This is a genomic window from Collimonas sp. OK607 (genome assembly GCF_900111995.1).
GTDB lineage: Bacteria > Pseudomonadota > Gammaproteobacteria > Burkholderiales > Burkholderiaceae_D > Collimonas.
Map to the genome: position 1 here is coordinate 94,583 of NZ_FOKF01000005.1, position 15,862 is coordinate 110,444.

Consider the following 15,862-nt stretch of genomic DNA (forward strand, 5'->3'; position numbering starts at 1 on the left):
TGGTGTAACACAGCACGGGCCGGACTGCTACAAGCAGTCCCGGCCCGCGCATCAAAATAAAAACAGCGCATCAAAAGCAGATTATTCTGTAAAACATAGACGGAGATCAGCATGGCAACCAGCACAGACAGCGAAAAACAAGATGCACACGGCAAAAGCCGCATGCTGCATCCGGTCGCGATGATGCTGTTGATCATGCTGGTCGCCATCGGCCTGACTTACATACTGGATTCGGGACAATTCCAGCGCCACGCAAAGCTGGTGATCCCCGGCACCTATCAACTGATCGCCAAAGAACGCGACCTGACTGCCTTGCTTGCCACCAGCCCGGCAGTCAGCAGCGCCGAGCGCGCCTACCCCGCTAGCCTGTTCTCCGCCATGGCGGCGATTCCTGCCGGCCTGGCCAAGAGCGCGCCGCTGGTATTCATGATCATGTTCATCGGCGGCATGTTCGGCGTGCTGCGCAAGAGCGGCGCCCTGGATGCAGGCATCGACCGGCTGCTGGTACGCACCGGCGGCAACGTCTATCTGCTGACGCCGGTCCTGATGCTGGCGATTGCGGCCGGCAGCACTTTCCTCGGCCTGATCTCGGAATACCTGGTGATCATCCCGATGATGCTGATCCTGGCGCAGCGACTCGGGCTGGGTCCGCTGTACGCCACCGCGTTGGTGGCGATCGCTGCAAAAGTCGGTTACCTGGCCTCGGTCACCAATCCGCTGGCGCTGGTGATCGCGCAGCCGCTAGTGCAAGTGCCTTTGCTGAGCGGCGCCGGACTTCGGCTGTTCGTGTTTGCGCTGTTCCTGGCGATCGGCATCGCCTATTTGCTGCTATACGTAAAACGCCACGGTTATACCTTGCCGGTCGAATTGAATCAGGACAACTGTCTTTCGCTGTCGCATCGCTTTGTACTGATGGTGGTCGGCGTTAGCGTCATCGTGCTGGTGATCGGCACCAGTGCCTGGAAATGGGGCGATATCCAGCTCGGCGCTTTCTATATTTTCGAAGGCATCATCATCGCCATCGCCGCCGGCATGTCGGTACGCACCGCATGCGATGCTTTTGTCGAGGGCATGAAAGGCATGATGCTGGCCGGCCTGCTGATCGGCTTGGCGAAAGCAATTGAAATCGTCCTGCATGACAGCCTGGTGCTGGATACCGTGATTTATCACCTGGCTACCATCGTCGAAGGGCGTAGCAAGATTTTTGCCGCAGAAGGCATGATCCTGGTGCAGATGCTGCTGGATGTGCTGATCCCGTCGACCTCTGGCAAGGCAGCCATCAGCATGCCGATCCTGGGTCCGATCGGCCATCTGTCCGGCGTCAGCGGCCAAAGCGTGGTGCTGGCATTTTTATTCGGCAACGGCCTGACCAATATGATCACGCCGACTTCCGGCATGTTGCTGGCCTACCTGGCGACCGGCAAAGTCGGTTACGGCACCTGGATTCGTTTCATTCTCCCGTTGTTCGCCATTTTTACGGTGCTGGCGATGGCCGTGATGGCGTTTGCGGTATTTAGCGGCTATTGACAGACTTGATTGACCGCTGGCCCACAGGGCCGTTTTTCACAGAACACAGAAGTTTCAAGGATCACCATGATGCAAGACGCGTATTTTCTCACCGCACCGGATGGCGACAAGCTGATTCCGTTGATATTCGATTCACCGCACAGCAGCCGCTTTTGCCCGCCTGACATGCAGGCTACCGCCCCGGAAGCGGCGCTGATGTCGGGCTGGGATGCCTATGTCGACGAGTTATGGAGCGGCGCCACCCAATTCGGCGCAAGCTTGCTGGCGGCGCGCGTGCACCGCAGTTATATCGATTTCAACCGCGCCCGTAGCGACATCGATCCGGAACTGCTCGACCAGTCCTGGCCCGAAGCGCTGCAGGTATCGGAAAAAAGCAAAGCCGGCATGGGTTTGATCCGGCGTTACGCCCTGCCCGGCGTGCAGATGTACGACCGCAAACTGAGCATCGCCGAAGTGCAGCATCGCATCCATCACTATTACGATCCATACCATGTCCAACTGCAGCAACTGATCAACGCGGCACACGCCCGCTTTGGCCAGGTTTGGCATATCGATTGCCATTCGATGAAATCGGTCGGCAACGCCATGAATATCGATAACGGCGCGCGCCGTCCGGATTTTGTGCTGGGCGACCGCAACGGCAGCGCCGCCGATCCGGCCTTTACCGAATGGGTCGCACAGCAGTTGCAGGCGCAAGGTTACGTCGTCAAGATCAACGATCCTTATCGCGGCGCCGAGTTGGTACGAGCCTACAGCGATCCGCAACATGGGCGCTACAGTATCCAGATCGAAATCAACCGCGCTTTGTACATGGATGAGCAAAGCCTGGAGCGCAGTGCCGGGTTTGCCACGCTTCAGCACAACCTGACGCAACTCGCCGAGCAGATGTCGAGGTATATTAGCGGCAAATTAACCTGAATAGAATCTGGATAGCATGGCCGACTATACCGTTGCCGCAGTAGATGAAGCATTGGCGCTACTCTTGCTGGTAGCCCAAAGCCCGGGGCATGGCGTGACCGAACTGTCGGTCATGTCCGGCAATACCAAGGCGCGTACCTTCCGCCTGCTATACACGCTGGAACAACGCGGCCTTTTGCATCGCGAAGGCGACACGCCGACTTATCATCTGGGTTACAAAGCCCTGTACCTCGGCGTCGCCGCCCAGGAACAGGTGAGCCTGGTGCGTGTGGCGCGTAGCCATTTGCGCGATATCGGCGGCATCTGCAATGAAAACGTCCAGGTGCGGGTGCGGGATGGTTTGGAAACCGTGTGCGTGGCGCGTTGGGAATCGACCCAGGCGGTACGGGTCCATACCGACGTCGGCAACCGGCGTCCGCTGTACGCGGGTGCTTCCGGCAAGGTGCTGCTGGCGCACGCGCCGCAGCAGGTTCAGCAGGCGCTGTTCGATAGCGCCCTGACCCGCCTTACCGACAATACAATCATCGACCGCACATTACTGGAACAGGAACTGCAGCAAGTGCTGGCACAAGGTTACAGCGTGTCCTACGGCGAAAGATCCAGCGGTGCGGTGGCGATTGCGGCGCCGATCATGGATGCCGACGGCGCGGTCATCGCGGCCTTGGGCATTGCCGGCCCGGCCAGCCGTATCACGGCCGAACATCTGCCGGGTTTGATCGATCTGGTGGTGCAGCGCGCGGGTGATCTGTCGCTGGGTTTGGGGTATGCCTACCGCTAATCTGCCATGCTGGCGTGTTCAGTTGTCTTTGGAAATATAGTTCGACACGCCACTGACCAACGCGTCAAAAACAATCCGGCAGCGCTCGCTGGAGCGCAAATCTTCATGCATCACGATCCAGGTTTCCAGTTCACCCGTGACTGCTTGCGGCAGCACCGGCAGCAACTCGGGATTGCGTTCGACCAGCGCCGCCTGGCACATGCCGATGCCATACCCGGCGCGTATCGCCGCTAGTTGCGCCAGCTGGTTGTCGGTAAATAACGAGAACATATCGCGCGTCAGCGGCAGGCCGCGCTTTTGCATGTTGCGGATGTAGCTGGTTTCCTGATCGAAGCCGATCAGCGCATGGCTCTTCAGGTCGTCGATGCTGGACGGCATGCCGCATTGCTCCAGATAACGCCGATGGGCAAACAAGCCGAGCGGAATGGCGCCAACCCGGCGTGCGATCAGGGCGGCCTGGCTGGGCTGCACCATGCGGATCGCAATATCGGCATCGCGCTGCAACAGATCCTGGGTCCGGTTCGACAACACCAATTCAATCTTGATGGCGGGATGGGCCTCGCGCAGCGCGGTCAGGATCGGCGGCAAGACTTCAACCCCGACCACATCCGATACCGTAATGCGCACCGTGCCATGGCTGCTGACGCTGGCGTCGGTCGATGCGCGCCGCAAGGCATTGGCGGTGGCGCGCAGGTTTTCCGCAAACGGACGCAAGGTCACTGCGGTATCGGTGGCCGCCAGCCCGGTCTGCGAGCGGGTGAATAATTTGACGCCTAATGCCTGTTCCAGCGCCTCTACCTGACGGCCGACGGTGGGTTGGGTCAGCCCCAGGCGCCGGGCCCCACCCGACAACGAGCCTTCTTCCATCACGGCCAGGAAAGCGCGGTACAGATCCCATCCAGGTTCTTGTGTGGTCATACAAATATGTATAGCGGCTATGTTGAGATAGACAATTTTAAACCAAGAGTAGCGCTGTTACGCTGGACTCCTGAACTTTAAGGAGGTAACCCCCATGAAACAGAAGATCGCGTTGGTACTCGGAGCAACAGGCGGCATCGGCAATGCCATGGCAAAAACATTGATGCAGCGCGGCTGGCAGGTGCGCGCCCTGCACCGGCGCGCTGATCAGATGGTGGCCAGGGATCGCAACAGCGACCTTAGCGGCGGTGTTGCCACCAGCATTGCCACCGGCATCGTCTGGCGGCAGGGCGATGCGATGCATGAGCAGGATGTGATCGCTGCCGCCGCAGGCGTGGATATCATCGTGCATGCGGTCAATCCGCCGGGCTATCGCAACTGGGCGCAACTGGTCATGCCGATGATAGAAAACAGCATCGCCGCGGCGCGCGTCTCCGGCGCCCGCATTGTCTTTCCGGGTACCGTCTACAACTATGGTCCTGATGCTTTGCCGGCATTGCGCGAGACCTCGCCGCAGAATCCGGCCACCCGCAAGGGCGCGATCCGGGCGCAAATGGAGCGGCGGCTGCAGCTCGCCAGCCAAAGCGGCGTGCGCACGCTGGTAGTGCGCGCCGGTGATTTCTTCGGACCGCACCTGGCCAATTCCTGGTTCTCGCAAGGGCTGATCAAGCCGGGCCAGCCGGTCGCCGCAGTCACCTATCCCGGCAAACGCGGCATCGGCCATCAATGGGCTTACCTGCCCGATGTCGCCGAGACCATGATGCAACTGATCGAGCGCGAAGAGGCGCTGGCCGGCTTCGATACCTTCCACATGAACGGCCACTGGGATGCGGACGGTACGCAAATGGTCGCCGCAATCGGCCGTGTGACGGGGCAGCCGGACCTCAAGGCAAGAAGTTTCCCTTGGTGGCTGCTGCCGCTGGCTTCGCCCTTTGTGCCGCTGTTCCGCGAACTGCGCGAGGTCGGCTATCTGTGGCGGCAGCCGGTGCGGCTGGATAACCGCCGCTTGCTCAAATTGCTTGGCAGCGAGCCGCACACAGCGCTGGACGACGCCGTCAAGGCCACGCTGACGGGTATCGGATGCCTGAAAGCATAACGGGCGAGCAACATTATATTTTGCTGTGATCCAGCCTTAGCAAATCGTGTCGGGGGATAATGCGTACTGCAATTGATTCATAAACGGCTGCTGTCGCCATAATCGCGATGTGCAGCCATCATTATTGGAAGTAACGCATTTTGAAGACGACAAGAACCAAACGCTGGAGCGGTAAGATGGACTCCCTGACAACGGCCTATTTGAAAGAGGTCTTGGGCAAGATGGAAGTGTACGGCGATCGCGTGCAATTCGGACTGACCAGCCCGGGGCCGTGCCCGTATTATCAGCTTACCAATAGTGCCGAAAAGAAAATGGCATTCGACAGCAATAGCCATCTGCTGCACCCGAAGGAAGATGAATTTGTGGGCCCCAACGCCACGCCGGTATTTACCCTGGAACAAATCAAGGCAGCTGTTGCCGCCGGCGGTTTCCGCTCGGTAGGCGTTACGCGCGTCAGTTCTGCAGGCGGTCGCGTCGTCAGCCGTAGCGGCGGTACCCGCGGCGGTGCGGTAGCGATGAAAGCCAAGGATTTGATCGACGCTGCCAGATATGACTATTTCCGTAATAATCGCCAGACGCTGCCCGATGGTATCGGTGAACATACGGCAGAAATCACAGACTTGATGCTCAAAGGCAGTTCAGCCGAAGATGCATTCGGCGAAGTCGTCAAACGGCATTTCTGATTGCGATTGCCGGAGTGTGGCCTGGCAGAGATGTCAGGCCATTTTTTTATCAAGCCACTTCGTAATAAGCCAGGAACATATCCACCGCTGAATCCAGTACTTGCTGTTGCCGCGCCGCCGACAAAGGCGGCTGGTCCAGCGTAACCTGCGGCCAGAACGCAAAGGCTTTCAGCAAACTTTGCAGCTGATGCGCCGCGAAGGCGGGATCCGCCGGCTTTAGCTTCCCGGCTGCCTGGGCCGCGCCGATCCAGGCGCTGATGGCTTCTTCGCGCTCCTCCATTTTGGCGACCATGTCATGGGTCCGCTCTGGCGAATGGATGGCGGCAGCGATCGCTACCCGCGCCAGATCCAGGAGATTGCTGTCGCTGAGCATGTCCATCTTGATTTGCATCAGCTCGCGCAACTGCGCGCGCAGCGGCATATCATGACGAAAGGCCAAGGGGCCTTGGGCGGTTGTGGCTTGCCACAGGCGCAACAGGATTTCGGCAAACAATTCTTCCTTGCCCGGAAAATGGTTGTACACCGTGCGCTTTGAAACCTCTGCCCGCGCGGCAATCTTGTCCATGCTGGTGGTTTCAAAACCATTGGCGCGGAATTCGGCAATTGCGGCCTGGATGATAGCCTCGCGTTTGCGGTCGGTAAGACGTTGGACTGTGGCCATGGTGTGCTTCAGGATGACGGATAACTGAATTTTACACCAGGTAGTTTACTTCTGAATAAATAGAAACTACACTGTGTAGTGTAATAAATTGACCGGAATGCTGGCGGCGATGATTGGCAGCAGCGGCCGACGGCAACACACCAGGTAAAACAAGCAGTACAACAAGATCGGACCCAGCAATGAAAGTAATCCTATTTGGCGCCAGCGGCATGGTCGGGCAAGGCGTGTTGCGCGAGTGCCAGCTTGATGCCGATGTTGAAACCGTGCTGGCAGTTGGCCGCAGCGCCGTTGCCAACGTGTCCGGTAAATTGTGCGAACTGGTCATCCCGGATCTGATGCGGATTGCGGACCAGGCCGAATCATTGCAAGGTTACGACGCTTGCTTCTTCTGCCTCGGCGTATCGTCGGCCGGCATGTCGGAAGCACGCTACAGCGAACTCACCTACGATCTCACGCTGACCGTCGCCAACGTGCTGGCGGCGCAGAATCCCGGCATCACCTTCATCTATGTCTCAGGCGCCGGCACCGATTCCAGCGAGCACGGCAGCAGCATGTGGGCCCGGGTCAAAGGCCGCACCGAAAACGCCTTGCTGCGCCTGCCGATCAAGGCCGCCTTCATGTTCCGTCCCGGCGTCATCCAGCCGCTGCACGGCGCGCGCTCCAAGACCCGGTCTTACCGCTTGCTCTATCAATTTTCTGCGCCGCTGCTGCCGCTGATCCGGCGGTTTTTCCCGAAGCACATCACCACTACCGAACAGATGGGACGCGCCATGATCAAACTGGCGCGGCAGGGTGGCCCCAAGCAGGTGCTTGAGGTGGCGGATATCAACGCCGTCTAGTTTTTTTGCGCCGGTAGTAAGCCTAAGAAGCCCAAGTGCTCAAGCCAGGCCATTGCGGCCATGCCGCAGAAAAGCCGGCCGTTGGCTCAGCCGTTCAAAGTAGGCCGCTACCGCCGGATATTTTGGATGCTGCAAAGGCGTCATCAGCCAGCGATTGACCGACAAACCGAGCGGCACGTCGGCCAGCGAGAAGGTGTCGCCTAAAATATAAGCACCGGTTGCCGCCAGCCGCTGCTCCAGGATGCCGATATGTTTCGACCAGCTGGCCACCGATGCCGCCAGCGCGGCCGGGTCGGCGTAAGCAGGATTCTTCCTCACCAACGCCACGAATGCATAGCGCCAGGCATTGTTCAGTTCGGTCGCCTGCCAGTCCATCCACTGCTCGACCTTGGCCCGTTCGCGCGGCGCCGTCGGCAGCAAACCGCCGTCGCCGTAGGCCGCGGCCAGGTAGCGGATGATGGCGTTGGATTCCCACAGCACGAAATCGCCGTCACGGATTACCGGCACCATCGCGTTTGGATTCAAGGCCAGGTAATCGGCCGTATCGGTAGCGCGAAAGCCGCTGCCCCAGTCTTCCCGTTCGAACGGCAGGCCCAGTTCATCGCATGTCCAAAGCACTTTACGGACATTGATTGACGCCGCCTTGCCCAATATTTTCAACATGAAAATCCTCTTTTTCTATCGCTAAACCTGGTTTTTGTGCTAAAGATACGACCGCCTGCAAACGAAATTTTAAAAGCAATTTGTCTCAAACGCCCGTTTGCGGTAGTCTACATCGCCGATTCCAAGCAAATACGGTGCTAGAATTTGCAACTCACCACTTTTTTTGAGGATTTAACGAAATGAACAAAACCGAATTGATCGACGCCATTGCCACCGATTGCGAAATCTCGAAAGCCGCTGCACAGCGCGCTTTGGAATCCGTCGTAGACAACGTGATCAAGGCCGTGACTAAAGGTAATACTGTTCAGTTGATTGGATTTGGTTCGTTCTCTTCCGGTAAACGTGCTGCACGCGTCGGTCGCAATCCACGCACCGGCGAAGCAATCAAGATTGCTGCAGCCAAGACCGTCAAGTTCACAGCTGGTAAAGCATTCAAAGATGCAGTGAACAAAAAGAAGAAATGATGTAACGAAAGCCCCTTGAAGAAATTCAGGGGGCTTTTTTTTCGTCGGAAGAATTTCTGAACCTCCCATCACCCCCGCCTTACCACCCTACCCAAACCGCCAGCCGCTCCATCCATGATTTTATATCAGTGTAAGTTGCGGTTTCAGTAACCGTCGCGTAACATTAATTTCGCTAGCCGTCATTGGTTCGCTGCGAAGCAGCAAAGGGCCGTGATTGCCCGCTCAAAGCCATGTTTTGTCGTTTTTCTGAGCGATAAGGCAAGGTTGAAACGGACATCTGGTAAAAAAATCTTCCTTGGTAGACCTACGACCGGGGGAGAAATGATTTAATAAGTTCGAAACAGTTGCCAACGAAGTGGCCTGTATTTTTATCAGCAGATGAAACGATGATCCGACAATGCCTAGGTTGCTTGATGCTTGTGGTGTGCAGCCTCGGCAGCGCAGTTGCCGCCGGCCCCGACTGCTCGCGTCCCTTTACGCTCGCATTGCACGATCACGGCTTGCTCTATTCCGTCGACACCGATACCGGGATCGACAAGGATTTTGCCGACGAGCTGATTCGCCGCAGCGGCTGCAAAGTCAGCGTCAGCCTGATGTCGCGCGATCGCATCTGGCAGTTGATCGAGTCCGGTGCGCTCGATTTCAGCCTGTCCGGTATCGCCAATGCCGAGCGCAACCGGTTCGCGAGCTTTGCCTGGTACTTCACCAACAAATACTATTTGTTGGTGCGCAAGGATGCCGGCATGCGCAAACTGGCCGATTTCGAACATAGCGACCGCTTTCAGCTTGGCGTCATCCGGAGTTTCCGCTACAGCGAATCGGCCAACCACCTGGTTGACAAGCTGACTGCCGCCAGCCGTGTAAGCCAGGCCAACGGCCTGGCTCCGCTGTATCAGGCGCTGCTCCTTAGCCACATTCAGGGCATGATCATTGAGCCCTTCGATTATCCGGCTCTGGAGGAAAAGAAGATTCGCGACGTTACTACCGTCATCGAATTCAACGATCCTGCGATACCGCACGGTCTCATCATGTCGAACAAGGCGCTGACGGCAGCTGAGCAAGACAAGTGGCGCGCATTGGTGAACGAGATGCGTGCAGACGGCACCGTCCGCCGTATCTTCGAGAAATATTTCAGTTCAGCCTTCGCTGGCCCCATGGTCGATTTCCAGGCACCACCGTGAGCAGGTCACGCCCGATCCTGCTACCCCTGCTTCCCTTGTTTGTCCTGGTGGCTGCGCTCGGCGTTACCTGGGCGGTCTGGGATCACGAACAGCAAGCCTCGCAAAAAGAGCTGCTGTCCCAGTTCGACATTTCCCTGCGTGAGACCGTCAGCCGGGTTGAGTTGCGTATGGAGACTTACGAGCAGATGCTACGCGGTGTTCAGAGTTTGTATACCGTCACCGGCGAGTTGGATCGCGATAGTTTTCGAGACTACGTCGGCTCGCTCAATCTTGACGCCAATTATTCCGGGATCCAGTCTGTCGGCGTAGGCAAATGGGTGCCGGCGTCGAATAAAGATAGCCATGTCGTCGCCATGCACCAGATCGGCTTCACCGATTACGCGGTGCATCCGGATGGGCAACGTGAAAACTACGTTCCCATCGTTCAACGCGAACCATACGTCGGCCGCAATCGGGCCCCTCTTGGCTTCGATGCCTGGTCCGATCCAGTGCGGCGGAATGCCATGGAGAAGGCGCGTGACTCAGGTAGCCCGGCGATTTCCGGGAAGGTCCGGCTGGTCGTGGATATCGAGGCAGATGCGCGGCCCGGCTTCATCATGTACCTGCCAATCTATACCCGGGGCCAACCGCATGACAGCGTCGCCCAGCGTCGCGCCCACCTGGCCGGCTGGATCTACGCATCCTTCCATATGAGCGACGTAATGGCCAGCCTTTACGGCGAACTGCCGCCCGGGCTGACCTTTGCCATTTACGACGGTGTCGAACCATCCGTCACCGCACTTACCTACCTCTCGCCCGTTGAACCCGGGCAGAACCTGCCGGCTGTCATTTCGGCCAACGAGTATCTGGTTATCGCCGGACACAACTGGACGCTTTCCATGAGCGCCACGGACGATTTCAGGGGACGCTTCAGAAGTAACGCCCAGTTGCCGATTGCGCTCGCCGGCCTCGGCCTCAGTCTGCTGCTGGCGCTGCTCTCCTGGTTATTGGTGACCGGCCGCAGCCGCGCCATGCAACTGGCCGCCACCATGACCACGGAATTGCGCGAGAGCGAGGAGAAATTCCGTGCAATTGCAGACTGCATGGTCAACTGGGAAGTCTGGTGGGGGCTGGATGGCAAGCCGCGCTGGATCAATCCGTCCGTCAAGGAATACACCGGCTATACGGTGGCGGAGTGCATGGCAATGCCAGATCTGGCCGCCACGTTGATTTATCCGGACGATATGCCTCGCGTCGGGCCTGAATTCCAGAAAGCGCTACAGGGCTTGCGTGGCGACGATCTGGAATTCCGTAGCGTGCGCAAGGATGGTTCGCTGTTCTGGCTGTCGATTTCCTGGGCGCCAATCTGCGATGCCAAGGGTGCTTTCACCGGTTTCCGCACCAGTGGGCGCGACATCACCGAGCGCAAGCAGGCCGAGGCCGAACTGCGCATTGCGGCGGTCGCCTTCGATTCGCGCGAAGGCATGATGATCACCGATGCAGAGTGCCGGATCCTGCGCGTCAACGGCGCTTTCACTGAAAGCACCGGCTACACCGCGGCGGAGGTTGTCGGCCAGACGCCGCGCATGCTGCAGTCAGGCCGCCACGACCCAGCGTTTTTCCGCGAGATGTGGGAAGCGATCCTCAACAGCGGTGGCTGGCAGGGAGAGATATGGGATCGCCGCAAGAATGGCGAAGTGTATCCGAAATGGCTGACGATCTCGGCGGTGACGGGTGATGACGGTGTGGTCACCCACTATATCGGTACCCATCACGACATTACCGAGCGCAAGATCTCGGAAGAAAGAATCAAGGAACTGGCTTTCTTCGACGCCCTGACCCATTTGCCCAACCGCACCCTGCTGCTGGATCGCCTGACGCAGGCCATCACGCTCAGCGCCCGTAATGAAACTTGCGGCGCCCTGCTGTTCGTCGACCTCGATCATTTCAAGACATTGAACGATACTTTGGGCCACGACCAAGGCGACCGGCTGCTGCTGCAAGCGGCGCAACGCCTGGCTGCCAGCGTACGTGAAGTCGACACGGTGGCGCGGGTGGGCGGCGACGAGTTCGTGGTGGTGCTGGGAAGCTTGAGTGAAAATCCGCAAGAGGCTGCCAACCAGACTGAGTCCGTGGGCGAAAAAATCCTCGACGTACTCAGCAACGTGTATCAGCTTGACGATATCGAGTACCGTTGCACTGCCAGTATCGGCGCCACCTTGTTCCGCGGACATCAGACGTCGATTGACGAACTCTTGAAGCAGGCCGACCTTGCCATGTATAAGGCCAAGGAGACCGGCCGCAACGCGCTGCGCTTCTTCGATCCGGCCATGCAGACCGTGGTGGTGGCGCGCGCCACGCTGGAGGCGGGACTGCGCAAGGCGATCGAGGACCAGCAGTTCTTGCTGTATTACCAGGCCCAGGTAGTCGACGGTGACACCGTCACGGGCGTCGAAGCGCTGGTGCGCTGGCAGCATCCACAGCGCGGCATCGTGCTTCCTGCCGATTTCATTCCCATGGCTGAAGAAACCGGATTGATCCTGCCATTGGGGAACTGGGTGCTGGAAACCGCCTGCCGCCAACTGGCGCTATGGGCAGCATGCCCGGAAATGGCGCATCTCACGGTGGCGGTAAATATCAGCGCCCAGCAGTTCCGCGAACCTGATTTTGTCAGCAAAGTATTGGAGATCATCCGTCAAACCGGCGCCAATCCGAGCCGCTTGAAACTGGAACTGACGGAAAGCCTGCTGGTGGACAATATGCAAGACATCATCCAAAAGATGTATGCACTCAAAATCAAAGGCGTGTTTTTCTCGCTGGACGATTTCGGCACCGGCTATTCCTCGCTCGCCTATTTGAAGCGCTTGCCTCTGGACCAGTTGAAGATCGACCGTTCGTTCGTGCGCGATATCCTGTTCGATGTCAACGATGCCGCCATTGCCAGGACCATCCTGGCGTTAGCCAACAGCCTTGGCCTGGAAGTCATCGCCGAGGGAGTCGAGACCAAGGCGCAACGAGACTTTTTGCTCAGCGCCGGATGCTATGCCTATCAAGGTAACTACTTTTGCCGGCCGCTGCCGATTGAAGGATTTGAGGAGTTTGTGCGGACGGCTGGATTGCCGTCGACGGCTATCCGCATGCGCGTACAAGGCGGCATGCCATGACAGCAAATTTCATTGACAACAACATAGGGGCGCCTCCGCATTGCCCCCGGAATAAAAGGATTCCATGAACGATACACCGCTGACCTTTTCCCGCCGCGATCTGCTCTTGAGCGCACTGTCCGCTGCTGCTGTTGTTACTCTCCCCCGCCTCGCCCTAGCCCAGGACAAAGCTAAGGAAACACTTCCCGCCGACGCCCGTTTTTCAACCTTGCTGGCCGATTTTGCAGAAGAAATCCTGCGCCTGTCGCCGACTTCAGCCACCTCGCTCGGACTCGACTCCGGCGCCCGCGTCGCACTCAAATCGCGTCTGCCGGACGCTTCGCCCGCCGGTCAGGCTGCGTGGGCCGGCCAGGTGAAATCGATGCTGGCTCGGATGACAACGGTGGACCGCGCCAAGCTTAGCCCGGATGCGCAAATCCGCTACGACAGCGTGCGTTATGCGGCGAACGAAGGGGTGGACGGCCTGCGTTTTTCGTTTGGTGGCGCGGCCAGCGGTTTCTATGGCGGCACGCAGCCATTCCCGGTTACCCAGCAGGACGGCGCTGTAACTGCCGTACCGGAGTTTCTCGACTCGCAGCATAAAATCGTCAACGTAGCTGATGCCGAAGCCTATCTTGAGCGCGTGACAGCGATGGCTCGTATGCTCGACCAGGAAAGTGCACACATCGCCGAGCAGGCCGCCAAAGGCATCATGCCGCCCGATTTCATTGCACACACTGCGCTCAGCCAGCTGCGGAATTATCGCAAGACCTCGGCTGCGACGCAGAAACTGGTCACCTCGCTTGCCGGGCGCGCCAGGAAACTCGGTATCGCCGGCGATTGGGAAGCACGCGCGACGAAGCTGGTGAACACGCTGGTGTATCCGGCGCTAGACCGCCAGATCGATACCCTCGCCAAGGCTACCGCCAAAGCCACCGATGTCGCCGGTGTACACCGCTTACCCGACGGCGCAGCGTATTACGAATGGGCGCTGAAGCTGGGCACGACGACCACCCGCAGCGCCGCAGAAATCCACGCGATCGGATTGGAGCAGAACAAAATGCTGCAAGCCCGTATCGATACCATCCTCAAGGCGCAAGGGATCACTCAGGGCACGGTCGGCGAACGCCTGCTGGCGCTGTCGAAAGATCCCAAGCGCTTTTATGCCGACAATGATCAAGGACGCGAGCAACTGATCGCCTATTGCAATGAGCGGGTTGCCACAGTTCGCGCACTGATGCCGAAAATTTCGCATCTGGGCTTGAAAGCGCCTTTGGTGATCAAGCGTGTGCCGCCCGATATCGAAGCCGGCGCCCCGCTCGGCTATATGAATTTTGCTGCGCTGGATGGATCGCGGCCGGCGATTTATTACATCAACCTGAAATCGACCACACTGTGGCCGAAATCCGAAATCGCCACGTTGACCGCGCATGAGGGCATCCCCGGCCACACCTGGCAAGGCGCGTATCTGGCCGAACACCATGCCGACCTGCCGCTGATCACTTCAATGATGGGCTTCAACGCTTTTATCGAAGGCTGGGCGTTGTATGCCGAGCAGCTGGTCGATGAATTCGGCGTGTACGCGGATGATCCGTTCAGCCAGATCGGTTATCTCCAGGCGCAGCAGTTCCGCGCCTGTCGCCTGGTGGTAGATACCGGCCTGCACGCGATGAAATGGACGCGGCAGCAGGCAATCCGGTTCATGGTCGAGAACAGCGGGCGCGGCGCCACCGCCATGACCAGTGAAGTCGACCGCTACTGCGTCTCACCGGGACAGGCCTGCGGCTACAAGATGGGGCACAACGAAATCCTGCGTCAGCGGGAACGGGCGAAAGTGGCGTTGGGCGGCCGGTTTGACCTGGCGGGCTTCAATGATGCGCTGGTGAAAAGCGGCGGCGTGCCGTTGACGGTGTTGCCGACTGTGGTTGATCGGTATATTGCCGAGGTGAAGACGATATAGCTGCATATTCCGGCACCTATGCGCATCGGCGTTAATCACCGTTAAGAACTAATCTGTACAGCGATAGAAAAATGAAATATGAAAAACCGGTAGACGGTAATCAAGAACGGCGGGAGACGCGCCGGTCGTCACGATTGCTGCCGCCACGGCCGTCGTCGACGGCCATATCGCCCGAAGACGCCATTGTCAAAAAACAGGCGCGAGAGCGAAAGGACGCGCTGGTTCGCGGCGTCACTTCAATACAGGAAATGCGTGAAGCGATCAAGCATGCGAGTCGCGACCTGCCTGTCATTTCCGCAGTACCACGCGTCGGCATGCTCGACGCCGCTGCATTCCGCACGCGTGCAGAAAAAGGCCTGCCATTCGTCATAACCGGGCTCGTCAGCAAGTGGCCGCTGTCCAAGCTTACGCCACAAACGCTGCGCGACCGCTTTGGCGAGCTGCACGTGCGCGCGAGGGTTGGTGACTATATCAATACCGCTTTCGCGCCGGACCGGGCGATGCAGGATATGTCTCTGCTCGCGTATCTTGAGCTTGTCGCAAATAACACGCAGGACCTGCCGCCATATCTGGGCAATCTCGAATTACGTGAATTGAATACGTTGTGCCACTGGCCCGCCTATTTTAAAAAAATGGGCCCGCCGCGCTTTTGGCTTGGCCCGTCAGGAACGGTGACGCCGCTGCATTGCGACTATGACGATAATATTTTTGCGCAGATCTGGGGCACCAAGCGTATTTTCCTGTCGCCGCCGCATCACCACGAATTCCTTTATCCGCGCGAGGCGAACGCCATCTTGTTCGGCTCACCGTTTGACCCGGAGGCACCGGATTTCGAGAAATTTCCGCTTGCCCGCCAGGCGGCGATGATCGAATGCATCATGCAACCTGGTGAGATCCTGTATGTGCCAGCGGGGTGGTATCACCAGGTTCGCTCGCTGACTTTTTCGCTTTCGGCGAACCGTTGGGCCAGGGCGCTGCCGTTAGCATTGGATGGGAATGCTTCGTTGAAAGCCGGATAAGGCGATTGAATCCGGCTGCTTCCGGACAAAACC

General features: G+C 58.4%; 14 protein-coding genes. 11 read left to right on the plus strand and 3 right to left on the minus strand.

The window, feature by feature from the left end; genetic code table 11:
- Nucleotides 1–111 precede the first annotated feature (111 nt).
- From BM029_RS05590 to BM029_RS05600, 3 genes are all read left to right on the plus strand, one after another.
- Nucleotides 112–1,527, plus strand: coding sequence for a YfcC family protein (locus tag BM029_RS05590; protein WP_092433420.1), 1,416 nt, complete (start codon nucleotides 112–114; stop codon nucleotides 1,525–1,527).
- A 66-nt stretch (nucleotides 1,528–1,593) separates the two neighbouring features.
- The gene (locus tag BM029_RS05595; RefSeq protein ID WP_244544923.1) at nucleotides 1,594–2,445 is read left to right on the plus strand and encodes an N-formylglutamate amidohydrolase; all 852 of its coding nucleotides are present in this window, start codon (nucleotides 1,594–1,596) and stop codon (nucleotides 2,443–2,445) included.
- Between the two features lie 16 nt (nucleotides 2,446–2,461).
- Nucleotides 2,462–3,223, plus strand: a complete 762-nt coding sequence (locus BM029_RS05600) for an IclR family transcriptional regulator (protein ID WP_092433422.1) — start codon at nucleotides 2,462–2,464, stop codon at nucleotides 3,221–3,223.
- 18 nt (nucleotides 3,224–3,241) lie between these two features.
- On the opposite strand, the gene BM029_RS05605 is transcribed toward BM029_RS05600, so the two are convergent.
- Nucleotides 3,242–4,141: a LysR family transcriptional regulator gene (locus BM029_RS05605; RefSeq protein ID WP_092433423.1), complete on the minus strand. Its 900-nt coding sequence runs from the start codon at nucleotides 4,139–4,141 to the stop codon at nucleotides 3,242–3,244.
- A 94-nt stretch (nucleotides 4,142–4,235) separates the two neighbouring features.
- Here BM029_RS05605 and BM029_RS05610 point away from each other — a divergent pair, with 94 nt between their 5' ends.
- Both BM029_RS05610 and BM029_RS05615 read left to right on the plus strand, forming a co-directional pair.
- Nucleotides 4,236–5,237, plus strand: coding sequence for an SDR family NAD(P)-dependent oxidoreductase (locus tag BM029_RS05610; protein ID WP_092433425.1), 1,002 nt, complete (start codon nucleotides 4,236–4,238; stop codon nucleotides 5,235–5,237).
- 176 nt (nucleotides 5,238–5,413) lie between these two features.
- Entirely contained in the window at nucleotides 5,414–5,920 is a 507-nt protein-coding gene (locus BM029_RS05615; protein WP_244544924.1) for a hypothetical protein, read from the plus strand.
- 49 nt (nucleotides 5,921–5,969) lie between these two features.
- Here the strand turns inward: BM029_RS05615 and BM029_RS05620 are convergent, their stop codons facing one another.
- Nucleotides 5,970–6,581, minus strand: coding sequence for a TetR/AcrR family transcriptional regulator (locus tag BM029_RS05620; RefSeq protein ID WP_092433428.1), 612 nt, complete (start codon nucleotides 6,579–6,581; stop codon nucleotides 5,970–5,972).
- Between the two features lie 179 nt (nucleotides 6,582–6,760).
- Between BM029_RS05620 and BM029_RS05625 the strand changes: the two genes are divergently transcribed.
- Nucleotides 6,761–7,420, plus strand: coding sequence for an NAD(P)H-binding protein (locus tag BM029_RS05625; protein WP_092433429.1), 660 nt, complete (start codon nucleotides 6,761–6,763; stop codon nucleotides 7,418–7,420).
- A gap of 39 nt (nucleotides 7,421–7,459) precedes the next feature.
- Here BM029_RS05625 and BM029_RS05630 read toward each other — a convergent pair whose 3' ends face one another.
- Nucleotides 7,460–8,083, minus strand: a complete 624-nt coding sequence (locus BM029_RS05630) for a glutathione S-transferase family protein (protein ID WP_092433431.1) — start codon at nucleotides 8,081–8,083, stop codon at nucleotides 7,460–7,462.
- A gap of 179 nt (nucleotides 8,084–8,262) precedes the next feature.
- Between BM029_RS05630 and BM029_RS05635 the strand changes: the two genes are divergently transcribed.
- The 5 genes from BM029_RS05635 (at nucleotide 8,263) to BM029_RS05655 (ending at nucleotide 15,829) form a co-directional block, all read left to right on the plus strand.
- On the plus strand, nucleotides 8,263–8,547 hold the full coding sequence (locus BM029_RS05635; RefSeq protein ID WP_092359892.1) for an HU family DNA-binding protein: 285 nt from the start codon (nucleotides 8,263–8,265) through the stop codon (nucleotides 8,545–8,547).
- Between the two features lie 386 nt (nucleotides 8,548–8,933).
- A complete protein-coding gene (locus BM029_RS05640; protein ID WP_092433433.1) occupies nucleotides 8,934–9,728 on the plus strand; it encodes a substrate-binding periplasmic protein in 795 nt (264 codons plus the stop codon).
- A complete protein-coding gene (locus BM029_RS05645) occupies nucleotides 9,725–12,871 on the plus strand; it encodes a bifunctional diguanylate cyclase/phosphodiesterase (protein ID WP_092433435.1) in 3,147 nt (1,048 codons plus the stop codon). Before BM029_RS05640 ends, BM029_RS05645 begins: the two co-directional genes overlap by 4 nt.
- A gap of 64 nt (nucleotides 12,872–12,935) precedes the next feature.
- Nucleotides 12,936–14,810 carry a DUF885 domain-containing protein gene (locus BM029_RS05650; RefSeq protein ID WP_092433437.1) on the plus strand — a complete coding sequence of 625 codons (1,875 nt, stop codon included), beginning with the start codon at nucleotides 12,936–12,938 and terminating at the stop codon, nucleotides 14,808–14,810.
- Nucleotides 14,811–14,881: 71 nt separating this feature from the next.
- Entirely contained in the window at nucleotides 14,882–15,829 is a 948-nt protein-coding gene (locus BM029_RS05655) for a cupin-like domain-containing protein (protein ID WP_092433439.1), read from the plus strand.
- Nucleotides 15,830–15,862 lie beyond the last annotated feature (33 nt).